General features: G+C 57.7%; 11 protein-coding genes. 6 read left to right on the plus strand and 5 right to left on the minus strand.

Annotation, left to right across the window (positions count from 1 at the left end; genetic code table 11):
• Window positions 1-41: 41 nt before the first annotated feature.
• The 4 genes from LIO64_RS02840 (at window position 42) to LIO64_RS02855 (ending at window position 5,735) form a co-directional block, all read left to right on the plus strand.
• Window positions 42-548: a biopolymer transporter ExbD gene (locus tag LIO64_RS02840; RefSeq protein WP_290547939.1), complete on the plus strand. Its 507-nt coding sequence runs from the start codon at window positions 42-44 to the stop codon at window positions 546-548.
• Between the two features lie 12 nt (window positions 549-560).
• On the plus strand, window positions 561-1,019 hold the full coding sequence (locus LIO64_RS02845) for a biopolymer transporter ExbD (protein ID WP_290547940.1): 459 nt from the start codon (window positions 561-563) through the stop codon (window positions 1,017-1,019).
• 419 nt (window positions 1,020-1,438) lie between these two features.
• Window positions 1,439-4,672 carry a tetratricopeptide repeat protein gene (locus LIO64_RS02850; protein ID WP_290547941.1) on the plus strand — a complete coding sequence of 1,078 codons (3,234 nt, stop codon included), beginning with the start codon at window positions 1,439-1,441 and terminating at the stop codon, window positions 4,670-4,672.
• 82 nt (window positions 4,673-4,754) lie between these two features.
• A complete protein-coding gene (locus tag LIO64_RS02855; RefSeq protein WP_290547942.1) occupies window positions 4,755-5,735 on the plus strand; it encodes a hypothetical protein in 981 nt (326 codons plus the stop codon).
• A 784-nt stretch (window positions 5,736-6,519) separates the two neighbouring features.
• Here LIO64_RS02855 and LIO64_RS02860 read toward each other — a convergent pair.
• The 4 genes from LIO64_RS02860 to LIO64_RS02875 form a co-directional block, all read right to left on the minus strand.
• Window positions 6,520-8,181 (minus strand): hypothetical protein, encoded by a 1,662-nt coding sequence (locus tag LIO64_RS02860; protein ID WP_290547943.1) that lies wholly within the window; start codon window positions 8,179-8,181, stop codon window positions 6,520-6,522.
• A 129-nt stretch (window positions 8,182-8,310) separates the two neighbouring features.
• Complete coding sequence (locus LIO64_RS02865; RefSeq protein WP_290547944.1) at window positions 8,311-9,432, minus strand: Lrp/AsnC family transcriptional regulator; 1,122 nt, start codon at window positions 9,430-9,432, stop codon at window positions 8,311-8,313.
• Between the two features lie 59 nt (window positions 9,433-9,491).
• Window positions 9,492-11,087: an Rne/Rng family ribonuclease gene (locus LIO64_RS02870; RefSeq protein ID WP_290547945.1), complete on the minus strand. Its 1,596-nt coding sequence runs from the start codon at window positions 11,085-11,087 to the stop codon at window positions 9,492-9,494.
• 194 nt (window positions 11,088-11,281) lie between these two features.
• Window positions 11,282-12,313 (minus strand): rod shape-determining protein, encoded by a 1,032-nt coding sequence (locus LIO64_RS02875; RefSeq protein WP_012419593.1) that lies wholly within the window; start codon window positions 12,311-12,313, stop codon window positions 11,282-11,284.
• Between the two features lie 274 nt (window positions 12,314-12,587).
• On the opposite strand from LIO64_RS02875, the gene LIO64_RS02880 reads away from it, so the two are divergent.
• Both LIO64_RS02880 and LIO64_RS02885 read left to right on the plus strand, forming a co-directional pair.
• Window positions 12,588-15,326 carry a glycoside hydrolase family 2 TIM barrel-domain containing protein gene (locus LIO64_RS02880; RefSeq protein WP_290547946.1) on the plus strand — a complete coding sequence of 913 codons (2,739 nt, stop codon included), beginning with the start codon at window positions 12,588-12,590 and terminating at the stop codon, window positions 15,324-15,326.
• Window positions 15,327-15,341: 15 nt separating this feature from the next.
• The gene (locus tag LIO64_RS02885) at window positions 15,342-15,812 is read left to right on the plus strand and encodes a MauE/DoxX family redox-associated membrane protein (RefSeq protein ID WP_290547947.1); all 471 of its coding nucleotides are present in this window, start codon (window positions 15,342-15,344) and stop codon (window positions 15,810-15,812) included.
• 545 nt (window positions 15,813-16,357) lie between these two features.
• Here the strand turns inward: LIO64_RS02885 and LIO64_RS02890 are convergent.
• Window positions 16,358-17,437 (minus strand): M42 family metallopeptidase, encoded by a 1,080-nt coding sequence (locus LIO64_RS02890; RefSeq protein ID WP_290547948.1) that lies wholly within the window; start codon window positions 17,435-17,437, stop codon window positions 16,358-16,360.
• Window positions 17,438-17,577: the final 140 nt, after the last annotated feature.

Genomic DNA, 17,577 nt, shown 5'->3' on the forward strand with positions numbered 1-17,577 from the left:
CAGGCGGAGGCGGGCCGGAAAATCTCAACCAAATGTAGCTTATGGGTAAGAAAAAAGCCAATGTAGCTCCCGAAGAAGAGAGTGGGGAAATGGATATGTCCCCCATGATCGACATGGTATTCCTCCTGTTGATCTTCTTCGTGGTGAACGCTACGGCCATTACCGTTAAAAAGGATAAGAACATTCAAATGCCTACGGCCAGCAGTTCCGGCGAAGTGAAATCCGCCAACGGCTGCATCGTAGTGAATGTGTACGGGGAAGGGGAAGGCAAGCGTCCTCCCGGCGTGGATCCCAGCGTCCGCTGGTCCTCCGACGTGGGTACGCCGCTCAACTCTGCGGATGAACTGAAGGAATATATCAAAAACCTTGCGGAACGCTTCAAGGACAAGCAGGACTTTGAAACGCGCCTTTATCTGCGCGGTGACCAGCAGGCTCTGTTCAAGGGCTCCCGGGAAGTGATCCGCGTAGCTGCGGAATGCGGCGTGGTCAAGGTCATCTTTGCCGTATTGCCCTCTAAAAACACCTCCGCTGCAACCAAGGCTGAATAACCATTACGCACCATGGCAAGACATAAAAAATTGGAGGCTATTGAGGATGAAGATCCCAAGCTGGATATTTCCTCCCTCATTGACGTGTGCTTCCTTCTGTTGATCTATTTCATTGTGGCGACCTCTCTTATTCAGGAACGCAAGCTGGACATGTCCATGCCGGGCCAGTCCGTGAGCGATACCGCCTCCCAGATTGAACCGGCCCTGATCCGGATCATCAAGGACGGCACCATTTACTGGGGCAAGGACAACAGCCTGATGATCGACAATGACATGAACAACCACAACCTGGCGACCCTCGTGCAGCAGCTGGAAGCTAAGAAGCAGGAAGCCAGCGCGGTGGGAACCAAGCCGGTGGTGCAGTTGTGGGTGGAAGGAGACGTCCCCCACCAGCGCGTCATTGACGTGATGAACGCTTTGACGGAAGCCGGGATTACCACGGTGGCCCTGACGGACCTCAAGGACGATTAAGCGGTTCACGGTCATCTTTTGATTGATTTTCAGCTTCCGGCTGCCTTTGGGGCGCCGGAAGCTTTTTATTGCCAGATGAATGGATAATAAATGCGTTGACGGACAGGAAGCTTTTCCGCGCAGCCAGCCAAGGCTCTGGGTTTTGTGCTTTAAGATTTCCAGAGATTTGTTAGAAATAATTGATGCGTGCTGGCTTATCCTTCCCCGGTTCATCCGGCTACAGTCTAACTTCCCACTAGGGAAACGCAGCTGGCGGAAACTTTCTTGCGCGGATGACTAAAAAGATAAAACTTTCTTCTTTAGAGTTTGCCTCATCCTGTTAGAATGACGCAATCCATTACATATAGGTGCATTCCGCGCATTTGCGCAGATATTGTACCTGTTCTATTATCTCTTCTGTTTCAACGAATTTTAAACACATGATCAAATCAAACTATACTACTGCACTGGCTGTCGGCCTGGTTTCCGTGGTAAGCATCGGAGCGGCGCTGCCGTCCAGTGCCCAGCACGGCCCGCGCGATTACCAGCGCACGGCCCTGGAAGCCATGAAGGAGGGTAAGTGGCAGGAAGCCCTGGATGCCGTGGACCGTTGCATCCGCGTTTATGAACCCCGTATCAAGACCCTGGGACTGGATGACGGCTTTGGCTGGTTCTATTATCAGAAAGGCGTCTGCCTGGCCCAGTTGAAGAAATACAATGAAGCTGTGGAAGCGTTCAAGGCATGTTATACCAAGTTCCCGAGCGCCAAGAACCAGCTGGTGAAAATGGCCCTGTTCCGTGAAGGGGAAAACTATTGCCGCCTTGGAGATTTTGCCAAGGGCGCGGAGCTGCTGGAGAAATTCCTGAAGGAATACCGCAGCGATCCTGTCGCCAAGAATGTCAACGCCGGGGAAGTGCAGGGGCTGCTGGCCCAGTGCTATTTCAAGATGGATCCACCTTCTTTTGAAAAGGGGCTGGAAAACCTTACCGCCTGTGTCACTTCCCGCTACAAGGGCCGCCGCATTACGGATGCCGTGATTACCAACGGCTTCCTGGCGATGGTGGAAGCCGCGATCAAGACGGGCAAATGCCAGGAAACGGTGAAATTTGTGGAAGCCCATCCTTCCGTCATGAACATCAGTCCCACCCGCGTGGCGCTGTATGCCCCCCGGCTGGTAAGCTACATTGCGGAAGTGCTGGGAAAATCCAGCTCGCTTCTCCAGGAAGGAAAGCAGAAGGAGTCTGAAGACTATGCTTCCCTGGCCCTGGTGCTGATGGGGCTTTTGCCCGACCAGGCCGGCGTGCTGGCGGATGCCAACTATTCCCTGGATCGCCTGGGCCGCGCCAATGGAGCGGTGGCCGGCGTGACGGACCTTTCCCACACGCTGGACAGGACGAAGGTGACCGCCCTGATGGAGCAGTTCAACAAGATGAAGGAGGAAGGAAAGGTCTTGGACGCCTTCACGTTCAGCTTCATGGGTAACCAGGCCCTGGTGCATGGCTCCCAGAGGGTCGCCCGCGCCGCCTACCAGCTCATCAATGAATCCTATCCGGACGCTCCGGGCAGGGAGGACAACCTGTATTACCTCGCCATGACCACATGGCAGCTGGGTGAGACGGACAAGGGCGGCGAACTTGTGGCGCAGCATTTGAAGGAATTCCCGAATTCCAAGTATGCCCCCATGCTGAACACGCTGTCTCTGGAAGGACTCCTGAAGGACAAGAAATTCGATCTCTGCGTCCAGCAGGCGGACAAAGTCATGGAACTGCACAAGGGAGAACCCACCCACAAGTTCTATGAACTGGCCCTGTACTGCAAAGGCGCCTCCCTGTTCAACCTGGGTTCTGCGGACGCCGCCCGTTACAAGGAAGCCGTGCCCGTGCTGGAACGCTTCGTAAAGGAATACCGCGACAGCACCTATCTGAAAACGGCCATGTACCTGCTGGGTGAAACCTACACGAACCTGGGCAATACGGATGAAGCCATCCAGGCTTTCACTAATTACATTGCCCGTTTCCCGGACAAGAATGACGCCAACATGGCTGCCGTGCTTTATGACCGGGCCTTCAATTACCTGAATCGCAAGAATCCCGGAGACGAGGAACTTGCCATGAAGGACGCGAAGGAGATTGTAGACAACTTCAAGGATCACCGTTTGTTCCCGTATGCCAACAACTTGCTGGCGAACCTGTGCGCCGGCAGCAAGGAGCATGAACAGGAAGCGGAAGGCTATTTCCTGGCCGCCCTGGATTCCGCCAAGAAACTGGGAGACAAGCGGCCTGCCGCGGAAGCTGTTTACAACCTGTTTATCAATGCCACCAAGAAACCACTTCCTATAGAACCGAAGGAAGCCGTGGAGGCTGCCAAGACGGCGCGCCGGGACGAGGTCAAGAAATGGTATGACGAGTACTGGAAGAACAGCGACCAGCCCGGGAGCCGTTACAGCCTCCAATTGGCTGCCGCCGCCATGGATTTCTTCAAGGATGACAAGGAGATGTTTGACCCTGCCTCCGTCAAGATGCAGGAAGTCATTGTGCGTGAAGGCAAGAAGGATGACCCCAGGATGACCGTTCTCTTGGAGGAAGCCGTCAACTCCTACACCAAGGCATACATGGCCGGCAACGACGCGCTTGGCCGCAATCTGGATGCCAACGCTCTGCGCAACCATTTCTACCGCTTCCCCGGCGTGGATAATGACAAGGACAAGACGCTGAGCGCCATGCTCCGCATGGCCATCATTGCCCAGACGCAGGAACGTTATGAAAAGGCTCCTACGGAGACGGACGAACAGCGTGCCGAGAAAGCCGCCCTGGAAGGCCTGGTGAAGCAGCTCTTTGTGGAGCTGAAGCGCGACTTCAAGCCTTCCGACCTGCCTCCGTACACGCTCGTGAAGCTGGGGATGCACCTGGCCAACACGTCCCAGCCGGAAGAAAGCATCGCTTACTTTGATGAAATCCTGGAGCCGTCGGAACCTGATCCGGTGCGCAAGAGGGCCCGCATCAACGGCATGTCCAAGTACCGCAAGAATGCGATCTTCGGGAAGGCCGTGGCTCTGGGCCGCAGCAAGGATACCGCCAAGGTGGACACCGCCATCAAGATGATGAAGGATGAACTCAGCAAGGAAGAATCCAGCGCCAATCCGGACCGCAAGGCCATGGAAGACGCCCAGTACAACCTGGTCAAGTTCACCACCGCCCGCCAGGACTGGCCGGCTGTCATTGCCGCCGCTGACAAGTACCGTCAGAACAAGGCCTACAAGAAGAATCTGCCGGAAGTCCTCTTCCTGCAGGGTGAAGCCTACCTGAAGCAGAATGAGCTGGACAAGGCTCTGATCAACTTCATGAACATCACAGGTACCTACAAGGGACTTGTGAAATGGTCCGCTCCCGCCGTTCTGGCCCAGATGGATACGCTGTGGAAGAGAAACACGATGTCCCAGGGGGCAGGCAGGCAGCCTTCCGACAGGTACGTTGCCTGGAAGGCAGGCAGCCAGTATGTGCAACTGCTGGATACTCCCGCCAACCGCAAGAAGATGACTGCGGAAGACAGCGCCCTGATCAATGAGGTCAAGGATAAGACGGCCAGGTTCGGCTCCGATCCCGCCGTCAGCCAGGAACGGGCGGACATCGCCGCTCATGAAGCCGCCATACGCGCCGCCAAGGGCCAGAAATAATAACAAAGGTTTAGCAATCAACAAGATGAAAGCTCTTTCAGTAATAATGGTATTGGCCGGTTTATCCACCCTGGTTCCGGCCATGGCTCAGAATGTTCAGAATACCCCGCGTTTGCGCGCCAGGGTGTCCTCCCAGGGCATCAAGAATGGCCGCCCGACGGATATTTTCATTCTTTCCGCCAATGGTCCCACGGTCCAGTTTGTGGAAACCAGGGAGTCCCAGGAAATCCTCCAGCAGATGGCCAGCGCCTTCAAGACGCTGTACATTTTTGAAACGGATGACTTTGTGGATGCCAAGGTGGCCATGGAAAACCGCAAGTATCATGATGCGCGCAACAAATTCCACGCTCTGGTTAACAAGTATGCCTCCACGCTTTCCATCAAGGACAGCCTGTCCGCCCGGGCGGCCGTCTATGAATTGGAGTGCGCCATGCGCATGATGGACTGGGCAGGCGTCAAGGGGCTGGTGGCCAAATTCCCCGTGAAGACCTCCAACCTGTCCCCCTCCGCCCAGGATGACCTGGAAATAGCCAGGATCATGGCCCTGATTCCGGACAAGGATTGGAACGGCCTGAAAAGCCGTGCCTCTTCTTTCCTGGCAACCAAGAAGAACGCCACCCGTCTTCAGCAGGCGCGGATGAAGTACGCTCTGGGCGCCGCCGCCATGGTTGCCCAGGATTGGAACAAGGCCCTGGACTATTTTGCGGAAGCCCTGGTGCTGCTGCATGGTTCGGATGAAGAATTGGCCTCCGCCTGTGTGGTCCGTTCCCTGGACGCCTACATGCACATGCCGGATGTAGCCAAATTCCTCGGAGAGCCTGCCGTAACGGCTGCCGTAGAAGCCAGAAAGCACAATCCTGAAACCGTGATTCCCGACATACAGATGAAGACCCGTTCTTCCAATGTCAAGGAAGCGGCAGCCCTGTACCGTCTGCATGAACTGATGCTCCCGGACAAGAAGCTGCCGGCCAAGTACGACGGTTTTGCGGTTTCCTATATGCATCCTTCCTCAGCCGCTCCGGCCAAGGCTCCCGCCCAGCCGGAGGCGGAGAAAAAGCAGTAACGGGCTGCCGCGGCAGGTTTTCTGCCCGCTGTCTCCCATTCCAGAAGGGCTGCCTTCCTGCAAGGAGGGCAGCCCTTTTTTCATGCTTCCTTCGTTTCCGGACAATGGAGTTGCATCCCGGTTGTCCGGTATGGCCGCCACGCCGCATGGAGTCCGGCACGTTCTTTCCCTGGAATTTTGATGGAAGGAAAACGGGCAATCGTTAAAGGGAAAGAAAACAGGAAGGATAAGAAAAGTAGGAATCACCGTATGAAGGCCACCCTTGACCGGAAACTTGCGGAAGAAAATGGAGCGGAGGGCCTGACCACACGGCTAATGATGAAGAAGGGCAGCTTTTCTACGCAGATAATGCGATCCTTAGCGGGTGAGCGGTGAAAGCAGGAAAGCCATTGCCAGTATGTCCTGCCCTGGCCCGCATGGCCGCAGGCCCCGTCCTTTTTTATAAGGAGGACTGGATCAGGAACGCCGGAGAGGCTATTTACAGTTGCGATGACGGGTGAAGACCCGCCATTTCCACGCAGGAAGCTGCGGACAAAGAATCCCGCCATGAACGGCGGGCTGGCCAGATCATCGCGTGCCGGTGCGGGAAGGAGGGACAAAGAGAGTCTAAAGGGGCTCTGCCGCTGATGATCCAGATTCCTTCAGGGAAATTCTTTCCCATTCCGTTGCCTATGGTGCGGAACGCCCCTGCATGGGATGGATGAAGTTCTCCGGAAGGAGGCCTTTCTCCCAAGGCAGGGACATTTCTTTTTTAAGAAGGTTCGGGCGGTCCGGCAGAAGCTCGTCAAGCCGCGTGCCGCCTGCGCCGCAGCATGGACAGGGAGAAGCCGAGAAGGCCCAGGGTAACGGCTGCCGGTTCCGGCGTGCTGAAGTTGATGCCTACGTAGCCGTCCCTGCTCATGTCCAGCTCATACCCCAGTTCCGTGCGCACTTCCAGCCCTTCCAGGCTGATGCCGTCTCCTGCCAGTTTGAAATAAACCGTGCCGGAGCCATCCAGCGGAACAGTGTCCGGAGTCCCCATGAGTTGAAGGATGACGCTGTTGAATTGAAGAGAGCCGGCTCCTTCCAGGCTGAACAGGGGAGTTTCTCCGTTCAGGGAGGCCATATCCATGGTAATGGTCAGGTTTTCCAGGGTGACGGAGGCTCCCGGGGAGAGGGAAGAGTCCTGGATGTGGATGGAATTGAAGTTTTTCAAATCACTTGAAAAAACAAGGTCCGTTTCTGCCAGCTGGAAGACCATGGTATTGAATCCCGCGCCTCCGTCCACGCTGCCGTTGACAGTACCTCCGGAATAAGAGAAAACATCGTCGCCGGAGCCCATGATGACCGCCTGGCCGCTGCCTCCGGTGATGGTTCCACCCTCCATGGAAATGTAATTCTCCTTGTCGCTGACAATCCTGATGCCCGTGCCGTTGGCTCCTGTTCCCTCAATCGTCCCGCTGTTGGTGATCCGGATGGATTCAAAGGCGTTGCTCCCGTCGGAATCATCCACCAGAATGCCGTAGGCCTGCCCGTTCGCATTGGAATTGGAAGCCGTGATGGTCCCGGTATTGGTGACGGTGCCTCCGCCTATGGCAAGGCCGTCCGCACTGCCGAAGGAGTCTTTTGCCATAATCGTGCCGGCATTGGTCAGGTTCACGATATAATCCACGTCCACGCCGTCGCCGTCCAGGGAGGCGGCGTCTCCGGTGCCGGTGATGATCCCGTCTTTTCCGTTGACTACGGTGACCACGTACTTGTCGTCCTGCTGGAGGGTGGCGTCCCAGTCCCAGTTCAAGCCGGAACCTCCCCTGCCTTCAATCCGGCCGTCGTTGCTGATGCTGGCTTCCCCTTCTCCGGTAACCCCATGTTTCATGCCGATGATTTTTCCCCCGCTGTTGTTGGCAAGGTCAAGCCCATGGGCGAAGGTATTGATGCCGTCGTCTGCCGGATCATAATTTTTGGCGGTGATGCCGTTTTCTCCTGCAGCCGTGGTTTCAATCGTGCCGTTATTGATTACGGTGGCGTTATTGCCCAGTTTGACGGCTCCTTTTTGGCTGGCGGAGATGGTGCCATTGTTCGTGATGGTTGCGGAGGTCTGGAGCATGTAGCGCAGGTCGATGGCCTGCTTTTCCGTTCCTGTCATCGTGCCGGAGTTGGTCAGGCTGATCAGCTGCCCCGTTACGGCGTTTTCCATATTCTGGTCCAGGACGAGGGCGCTTTTTCCGGAAATTCTTCCTCCCTCCATTACTTGGATATTGAGAACGGACTGGATGGGGTCTTTCAGATTGACGGCGTTTTTGACGACGTTCAGGAAACCGGTTTCCGTGACGGTCAGCCTGCCTTTCGTCATGTTGACGGCCTTGGTCTGCGTGCCGCTGACGGTCTGGTCCGCAAAGGACTGCGTGGTGAGCAGGGCGGCCGCGGCCAGCGTCATGGCTGTTGAGTAAAGATGGTGTGCCTTCATGGTGACATGCTCCGTAGGTTGATGGGAGCGTCGCCACCATGCCAGAACGGGCACGCGGCAGGGAACCCCGTTTGTGAAACAAGTTTGCCACGGGGTATGGCCTGGGATGGGGAAGACGGAGCAAGGGGGCTACCGCAGAACGGGAGCGTTTTTCACTTCCTCCTTCCATTTCCTGTACAGGTCCGGAGAAATTTCAGAGGGCTTGATTTCCGAGCGTTCCCCCCAGAAGACGGCCGTGTGCAGGACGGGGATGCCTGAAGCGTCCAGGTGGCGGTCGATCGCCGCCTTGTGTTCGAGCACGGCGTTTTTTTCCAGGCCGTGCACCACGCCCATGATCTGCGCCCCTCCGAAGATGTCTCCGCCGGTTCTCCAATAGCAGTGGGTCATGCAGATGTGGCGGCCGCATTCCGCTCCCGCCCGGATTTCCATGCCGGCGGGAACCGTCCAGTGAAACAGGCCGTTGTATTTGGTGACGGGGCCGTCGTTCGTCCTGGCCCGTACATGTTCCAGGAACGTGGCGAAGCGGCCGATGACCTGCTTCCGGTCCAGTTCTTCCGCGATGCGGCAGTATTCTTCCGTTTCCAGTCCTAGCTGTGCGGCGCGGAGGGACCAGGGATCTTCCACCATTTCCTCCGGCTTGAGCTGTTCCTTCACGGAAAGGAGCACCTTCCATTCCAGATCGGAAAGGGAGACGGTTTTCGTTTCCTGCATGGAGGCCGGTTCCGGGGTCTTGTCTCCGGGCTGGAGACCCCTGCGGCGCATGTGCCCCACTCCCAGCGCAAAAACGCCGCGGGCAGGCAGAAGAACGTAATTGTCCGCGCCGATGTGGCGTTTCAGAATGTCGCAGTGTTCCTCCAGGGTGCCGCATCCCACGGGGACCTTGACCGTGGTCCAGAGGCGGTAGCCGGCGCCGGGATTGGCCGGGTCCGTGTTGCGGAGCACCACGTGGCCCGTGAAAGGGTCGTGATCCTTCATCCAGTCAAAGGCCGCGTCCAGGTTTTCCTCCGGCAGGGACCACGCCACCAGCGCGCCCTGGGCCAGCTTGGTCGCCAGCAGCGTCTGGCGCACGCGGCGCACCACTCCGGCTTCCATCATGGCTTTCAGGCGTTCGATAACTACCGGGACGGGATGGCCGCATTGCTCGGAAACGGCATGGAAAGGAAGGCGCCTGAAGCCCTTGACGCGGTCTTCCGCCACCATCAGGATATCCGTGTTGACGGGATCGTTCGGAGAGGAGGGAATGCTGTTCATGACAGGTCAAAAAAGGCCGGGCGATTGTGTCGCCCGGCCGGAAAAGCCGGAATGGGTTGTTACTGCCCGGATTGGTACAGGGGCTTGTTATCGTACCGGGCATCGTAAATGGCGAAGGATTCGCGGTGCTGGTTGTGGTCGCCGCGGAAGATCAGCCTTCCGCTGTGCTGGCGTTCCAGCTCCATGAGCAGGCTGGCGTCTTCATTCTTGAAGCGGGAGAGCACTTCCGAGTTCACGACGATGACCATGTCCCCGATGGTTTCCCGGTATTTCTGGATGCAGGCGTAGATCTGCCGCTGGATTTCCACGCTCATGGTCATCACGGATTTGACGCGGCCGCGGCCACCGCAATACGGGCACGGGTCATGGACGGATTCCCGGAGGCTTTCATTGAGCCGCTGGCGGGTCATTTCCATCAGGCCGATGGGGGTGATCTGCAGTACCTGGGTCTTGGCCTTGTCACGCTTCAGGCGGTCTTTCATGGCCTTGTACACGGCCTGCTGGTCCTTCCGGTGGCGCATGTCGATGAAGTCTACCACCACCAGGCCGCCGATGTTGCGCAGGCGGAGCTGGCGGGCGATTTCATAAGCGGCTTCCAGGTTGGTGTCCAGAATGGTCTTGTCCAGGTCCTTGGTGCCCTTGTTACGCCCTGTGTTGACGTCAATGGCGATCAGGGCTTCCGTCTCGTCAATCACCAGGTAGCCGCCGCAGGGCAGGAGCACCTGGCGCTGGAAGGCTTCATTGATTTGTTTTTCAATTCCCAGTTCTTCAAAAATGGGCGTGCGCACGGGGAAGTGCTGGATGTGGCGCTTGGCGCGGCGGGAGATTTTTCCTGCAATGGCGCGCATGTGCTCCGTGGTTTCCGCGTCGTCGCAGATGATGTTGTCCACGGTGTCCGTCAGGAAGTCCCGCGCCGTGCGTTCAATCAGGTCGGGTTCCTTGTATACGCAGACGGGGGCGGGGTTGGCCTCCTTCTTTTCCTCCACGCCGTACCATTGCTCCAGCAGCATGGCGAGGTCGCGGACAAAGTGGCGGTAGCGCTGGCCCTGGGCCACCGTGCGCATGATGATGCCCATGCCGTCCGGCACGTTCAGCTTCTGCATGATCTGGCGCAGGCGCAGGCGTTCCTTGGGATCTTCAATCTTGCGGGAAATGCCGAACTGGTCCGTAAAGGGCATCAGGACCAGGTAGCGGCCCGCCAGGGAGACGTTCGTGGTGACGCGGGGACCCTTGGTGCCGATGGGCCCCTTGGTGACCTGCACCATGATTTCAGAGCCGATGGGGTAGATGTCCGGAATGTCCTTGGAGGTGATTTTGCGCTGCTGCTTCTTCGGCCGTCCTTCGCGTTCGATTTCTTCCAGGCTGGAGTCCAGCGCGGCGGGCAGGGCGTCCCAGAAGTGGAGGAAGGCGTTCTTTTCCTGGCCGATGTCCACGAACATGGCCTTGAGGCCCGGCTCAATGTTTTTGACGCGGCCCTTGAAGATGCCGCCTACGATGTTGTCTTCGCCTTCGCGCTCAATGGTGTATTCTTCCAGTACGCCGTTTTCCATGAGGGCCACACGGCGTTCGAGTTTTTCAGCGTTGATGATAATGGTGGAGCCTTCCATGGGATCACAGGATCCGAAGCCGAAGGCCCGTTTGATTTTTTTAAGCATTTTTGTAAACACGGGGTGTGAATAAGCTAGGGTGTGCTATTGCCCGCAATGTTCCCGGAGGGCCGTCTTCCGTCAGGAGCGGCTGGATTTCAAGCTGTGGAGAGGGCCGGAAAGGAATCATGCAGGCAGATGCGTGGAGGTGATGCGGCAGTACGTCAGGGAAATTCCGGAGCGAAGGCTCCGGTCTTTCGTCTTCAGTCTTCCGCGTCAGTAACATTAGTGAAGAAGTCCAGTTCCTGAAGGGCTTTTCCAGTGCCTTCCGCTACGGCGCTCAGCGGATCTTCCGCAATGTGGATGGGCAGGCCGGTTTGCTCATGAAGGAGCTGGTCCAGGCCGCGCAGCAGGGCGCCTCCTCCGGCCAGAACGATTCCTCGGTCCACGAGGTCGGCGGCCAGTTCAGGGGGGCAGCGTTCCAGCGTCGTCCGCACGGCGTCAACAATGGTGTTGAGCTGTTCCGTGAGCGCTTCACGCACTTCTTCCGATCGGATCGTCACTGTCTTGGGCAGGCCCGCGACCAGGTCGCGGCCCTTGACCTCGATAGAGAGTTCCTGGGGCAGGGGATAAGCGGAGCCGATGCGGATTTTGATGTCCTCGGCGGTGCGTTCCCCGACCATAAGATTGTAGGTTCTCCTCATGTAGGAGATGATGGCGTCATCCAGCTCATCCCCGGCGCAGCGGACGGAACGGCTGTAAACGATGCCGGAGAGGGAAATAAGTGCCACTTCCGTGGTGCCCCCGCCGATGTCCACGATCATGTTGCCGGCGGCTTCCTGAACCGGAAGGCCCACGCCGATGGCGGCGGCCATCGGCTCCTCAATCAGATGCACGCGGCGTGCGCCTGCCGCCTCAGCGGATTCCTTGACGGCCCTGCGCTCCACTTCCGTGATGCCGGAGGGGATGGCGATGAGGACGCGCGGCTTGATCAGGTAATACCTGGCGGTGGCTTTTTTGATGAAGTAACGGAGCATTTCCTCCGTGATGTAGAAGTCGGCGATGACGCCGTCCTTCAGCGGCCGGATGGCCGTAACGGAGCCGGGGGTGCGGCCCAGCATTCGCTTGGCTTCGTCCCCCACGGCCAGAACCTTGTCCCCCTTGACGGCCACGACCGAAGGCTCGCGCAGGACGATGCCCTGGTCCTTGACATTGACCAGCGTGTTGGCTGTGCCCAGGTCAATGCCAATGTCATAGGAGAACAGTTTGACAATTTTCTGAAAGAAAGATGACATAAAAAACTAGTGGATAAAGGCGTAGTCCTGAACCAGCCGGGGGAGGAACGCCGCACTTTTTCCTTTTCACGGGACTGAAAGCCTGGCACCCGAACCGGGGCTGTGGGATAATCCCATACAGGACGAATTGACTATGAAAAAACATGCCTGCCAGGTCAAGCGGAAGATGCCGGATGACATATGTATTTGCATTATCTACAAGGATGTACTATACGGTTGAAAGATGACGGCAGGGTTTCTCCGTATATCAAAATCGCATTCACCAATTCCATTTATGAAAGTCACTATGATTCTGATGACGGCTGCGTGCCTGGCCGGAACTTTCCCTCTTTATGCCGATCCGGTTTCCGACAAGGAGGAAGCTGCGTCATCCACCGGATCCTATTCCGTGGCGGGGGCTCTGCGCCTGCCTGAAAATACGACCAAGCGCAGCGTATACGGCATGAATGTGGGCTGGAAGCTGTTTAAGGGGAAGAATGCGCCGGAGGGGGTGACCCGTCCGGATTTTGACGATTCCTCCTGGCAGTCCGTGAATCTTCCCAACGGCATTGATCTACTGCCGGAGGAGGCCAGCGGCTGCTCCAATTACCAGGGGCCGGTGTGGTACCGGAAGACGTTTACGGCGCCTGAACAGCTGAAAGGGAAGAGGAATACCCTGTATTTTGAGGGCATCATGGGGAAGAGCGAGATTTGGGTAAACGGTGAAAAGGCCGCGGAACACTTCGGCGGCTATCTTCCCGTCATTGTGAACCTGGACAAGTGGCTGAAACCGGGGCAAAAGAATGTCATCGTCGTGAAGGCGGACAATTCCAACGACGGGGCGTACCCTCCCGGCAAACCCCAGGAAAGCCTGGATTTTGCCTACTTCGGGGGGATTTACCGTGATGTGTATCTGATTTCCACGGGGCCTGTTTACATCACGGACCCGAATGAGGCCGGGACTGTTGCTGGCGGCGGCGTCTTTTTCCGGACGGAATCCCTTGATTCCCGCACCCGGAAGGGCAAGGTGGGAGTGAAGGTGCAGGTGGCCAACCAGACGGACCGGGAACAGAAGGTGCGCGTGCAGGCGCTGATGACGGATCCCAAGGGGGTGGATCCCGTGGGAGAAACGGCTCCCCTTTCCATTCCTCCCCATTCTACGGGGGAGGTGGATATTCCCCTGGTCATTTCCAATGTCAAGCCGTGGTCCCCGGATAATCCCAATTTGTACACCTTGAGCGTGGAAGTTTGGAACGCCGCAGGGAGCGGCAATTCCAAGAACCCGGCCCATCTGCTGGACAACCGTTCCATGAGGGTGGGCGTCCGGACGGTGGAAATTACGGAAAAGGGGCTGGTGCTGAACGGTTCCCTGTTTCCGGAAAAGCTGATTGGCGGCAACAGGCACCAGGACTTCGCCCGGCTGGGGAATGCGGTTCCCAACAACCTCCAGTGGCAGGATGCCGTGAAGTTGAGGAAGGCGGGCATGCGCATCATCCGCAGCGCCCATTATCCGCAGGATCCGGCGTTTATGGACGCCTGCGACCGTTTGGGGCTGTTTGTCATCGTCGCCACGCCGGGCTGGCAATTCTGGGGCAAGGGGCCTTTTGCGGACCGGGTGTATGACGACATCCGGCAGATGGTGCGCCGTGACAGGAACCATCCTTCCGTGATGATGTGGGAGCCTATTTTGAATGAGACCCACTATCCGGCTGATTTTGCCAAGAAGGCACGCGACCTGGTGCATGAGGAATATCCCTATCCGGGCTGCTACACCGCCTGTGACGCCGTGGCCCAGGGCAACCAGTATTACGAAGTGATGTACGCCCATCCGGCCACAGGGGACAAGCACTGGTCCATCAAGGAGCGGAAAAACAACAAGCCGTACTTCACCCGTGAATTCGGTGATAATGTGGATACCTGGTCCGCCCACAATTCCTCGTCCCGCGTAGCGCGGCAGTGGGGGGAATACCCCATGATGGTGCAGGCGCTCCACTACCTTAAAACGTCATTTCCGTACACCACGTACGACACCCTGAACGCCGCTCCCGCCTACCACTTCGGCGGCTGTCTCTGGCACCCCTTCGACCACCAGCGCGGCTACCATCCGGATCCCTTCTACGGCGGTATTCTGGATGCCTTCCGGCAGCCCAAGACGTCCTATTACGCGTTCATGTCCCAGCGGCCCCAGAAGACGCGCAATGAACTGGGTTCCGGCCCAGTCGTTTACATCGCCAACGAGTGCACTCCTTTCTCTCCGGAAGACGTTACGGTTTTTTCCAACTGTGATTCCGTCCGCTTGAGCGTCAACGGAGGCGCCCCGGTGGAGAAGAAGGTGGCTTCCTACCCCAACGGCCTCAAGCGCGTGCCCGTCGTGTTCCCGAAAGCCTGGGATTTCATGGAAAACAAAAAACTCTCCCGCGCCGGCAAGGAAGGAGCCGTGAAGCTGGTGGCGGAAGGCATCATTGGCGGGAAGGTGGTGACCAGGCATGAAGTGCGGCCCTCCCGGAGGGCGGAAAAAATCCGCCTCCGCCTGGATCAGGAAGAAGGCGTGGATTTGTGCGCCAACGGTTCCGACGTGTTTGCAGTAGTGGCGGAAGTCACGGATGGCCGTGGAACGGTGAAGCGGCTGAATGATGAGGAGCTTGTCTTCTCCGTGGAAGGCCCTGCCGAGCTGCTGACCGATTCCCCGGACGGCACCTTGACCCAGCCTGTCAAATGGGGCTCCGCTCCGGCGCTGGTGCGCCTGGGAACAAAGCCCGGAACAGTGACGGTGAAAGCCTCCGTGAAGCATCCGGGTTCACAAAAGCCTGTTTCCGGCGTCTTGAAGTTTGACACGAAGGCTCCGGGGATGAACATGCTCTTCATGGAAGATGCCGTGGGCAAGGCGAAGAAGGGGCCGACAGGCCAGTCTTCCGCTCCGGATGCCGCTTCCGAACGGGAGAAATCCCTTCAACTGGAATTGGAAAAGGTCCGCCATGAACTTAACAAACTGCGCAATGACAAGGTGAGCGCGCAGCAAACCCATTTTGAATAAGCGGAATCCGCCGGCATGCTGAGAGAAAAAATAATCCGTATCTGCCTGCTCCTGCTTCGGCTGGGGATGGGGGGCTTTTTTCTCTTCGTGGCCGGCCGCAAGCTGTTTCATCTGGACCAGCTCCAGGCGACCATTGACCGGTTCGCCCTTTTTCCGGAGGCCTGGGGGCATCCCCTGGCCTGCCTGGGAGTGGCGTGCGAAATGGTGGTGGGCCTGGGGCTCCTGTTCCGCAGAACTTGCGCCGGAGCGGCCCTGCTGGGAAGCGCCCTGACGTTTACGTTTGTGGCCCTCTTCGTGCAGGGCTGGATCAGGGGGCTTTCCCTTTCCTGCAACTGCATCGGCGTGGAAAGGGAGGTGACCAGCTATCCCTTTGAAGTGGCGTGGAGGCTGGGGCTGTTCCTGCTGATGCTGGTGATCCTGTGGAACTCCTGCCGGAAGGGGAAGACGTATTTCAACGTGACCCGGCTGGATTTCAGCGAAATGTGACTTTTCAGGAACGGGAGGGCCGGGTTAGGATGGCAACACTTTTCCGGCAATAGTGCGTGAGAGGCTTTTTGCGGGGCTTCTTCCTGTTTTCCAACTTCTCCTTGTTGTTTGGCTGGTTTGCCTTATGGAGAAATTCCGTCACGGGAAGGGGTGGCCGGGAATTGGCTGGATGGAGGGAAGAGGTTGAAAAGGGGAGGGTGAGTGTTGCTGAAGGTACAAGGGCCTGGAGGCCCTTGCTCCCAGGAGAACCCTGGTGGAATGCCGTTATGTCTGTCCGTCCCTGGAACGGGATGTGTGCTGAAGCCTGGGAATGAGGGCCTCCGGCCCTCATAGCTCCGGATGACCAATCGACTTGGAATTTGATTCAGGCTGTTTTTTGTGCGTGGGTCTAAGCAGTTTGGTGGAACCGTCGTTGGGTGAGAGAATTCTTTTACAAGGGCCGGGAGGCCCTTGTTCCCAAGATGAACCCCAGTGAGATGCCGTTGTGGAGAGCGACGTGAGCTGGCGCCTGGTAATGAATTCTGCCCATGGCGTCTTGCCGGCCGTTACAGTTTGTGGCCGAAGGCGTCACCCGGCTTCAGGGACTTGATCAGTTCCAGCAGCAGTTTGATCGTGTCTTCCACGTCGCTGAGGGCTGCCGTTTCCACGGGGGAGTGCATGTAGCGCAGAGGCAGGGAGACCAGGGCGGAGGCCACGCCGTTGCGGGAGACGTAAATACTGTCCGTGTCCGTTCCGGTGCGGCGTCCGGCGGCTTCATGCTGGAGCGGAATTTTGTTCTTGTCCGCCACGATTTCCAGGCGGGCCACCAGGTTGGGATGATTGGCCGTGCCGTGGATGACCGCAGGACCGCCGCCCAGTTTGATGTCTCCGAATTTGCCCTTGTCCAGTCCGGGGGAATCCGTGGCGTGCGTCACGTCAATGCAGATGGCGGCATCCGGACACAGGCGGTGAGTGATCATTCCAGCGCCAATGCACCCCACTTCCTCCTGAACGGCGTTGACGAGCACTACGTTCCAGGATATGGGCTTTTTCAGCTTGCACAGGCGCTTGGCTATTTCCGAAAGGACGAAGCCGCTCAACCGGTTGTCCAGCGCACGGCACACCAGCTTGTCCTCGTTCATCAGCATGGGGCCGTCGCAATAGACACCCACATGGCCCACGCGCAGGCCTAGTTCCGCCACTTCCTTGTCGGAGGAGGTACCTACGTCAATGTAGATTTCCCATATTTTGGGTTCTTTTTCTCCGGTTTCCCTCAGGTGGATGGCGGTGTTTCCGGTGACGCCCATCACTTCACCCTGGCTGCCCAGGAAGCGGACGCGGCGTCCGCGGGCAATGGCCGTGTCCGTGCCGCCCACGCGTTCCACATAGAGAAACCCTTCCGGCGTGATGTGGCGGATCATGAACCCGATTTCATCCGCGTGGGCTTCAATCATCAGGGTAGGGGCATCCTCCTTTTCCGCATGGAAGGTAGCCCAGGTGTTGCCATACGTATCGCACTGGACATCTTCCGTGTACTTGCGCATTTCATCCGCCCAGATGCGCTGGGCGTCTATCTCAAAGCCGGACGGGCTGGGCGTTTCCAGAAGTTCCGTTAAAAATTCAAGACTGTCGTCGCTGATCTTCATGACTCCTTTGTACCACCGTTCCCGGTCGCGCTCAACTGGAAAAGCTTTTGCGGAAATCTACCGGGACATGAAAAGGCCGTCTGACCTGAAGGACAGGAGAGACGGCCTGAAAAAAGCGTGCTGCCGTGATACGGCAGGGG

This window comes from Akkermansia sp. (assembly GCF_020860705.1).
Lineage (GTDB): Bacteria > Verrucomicrobiota > Verrucomicrobiia > Verrucomicrobiales > Akkermansiaceae > Akkermansia.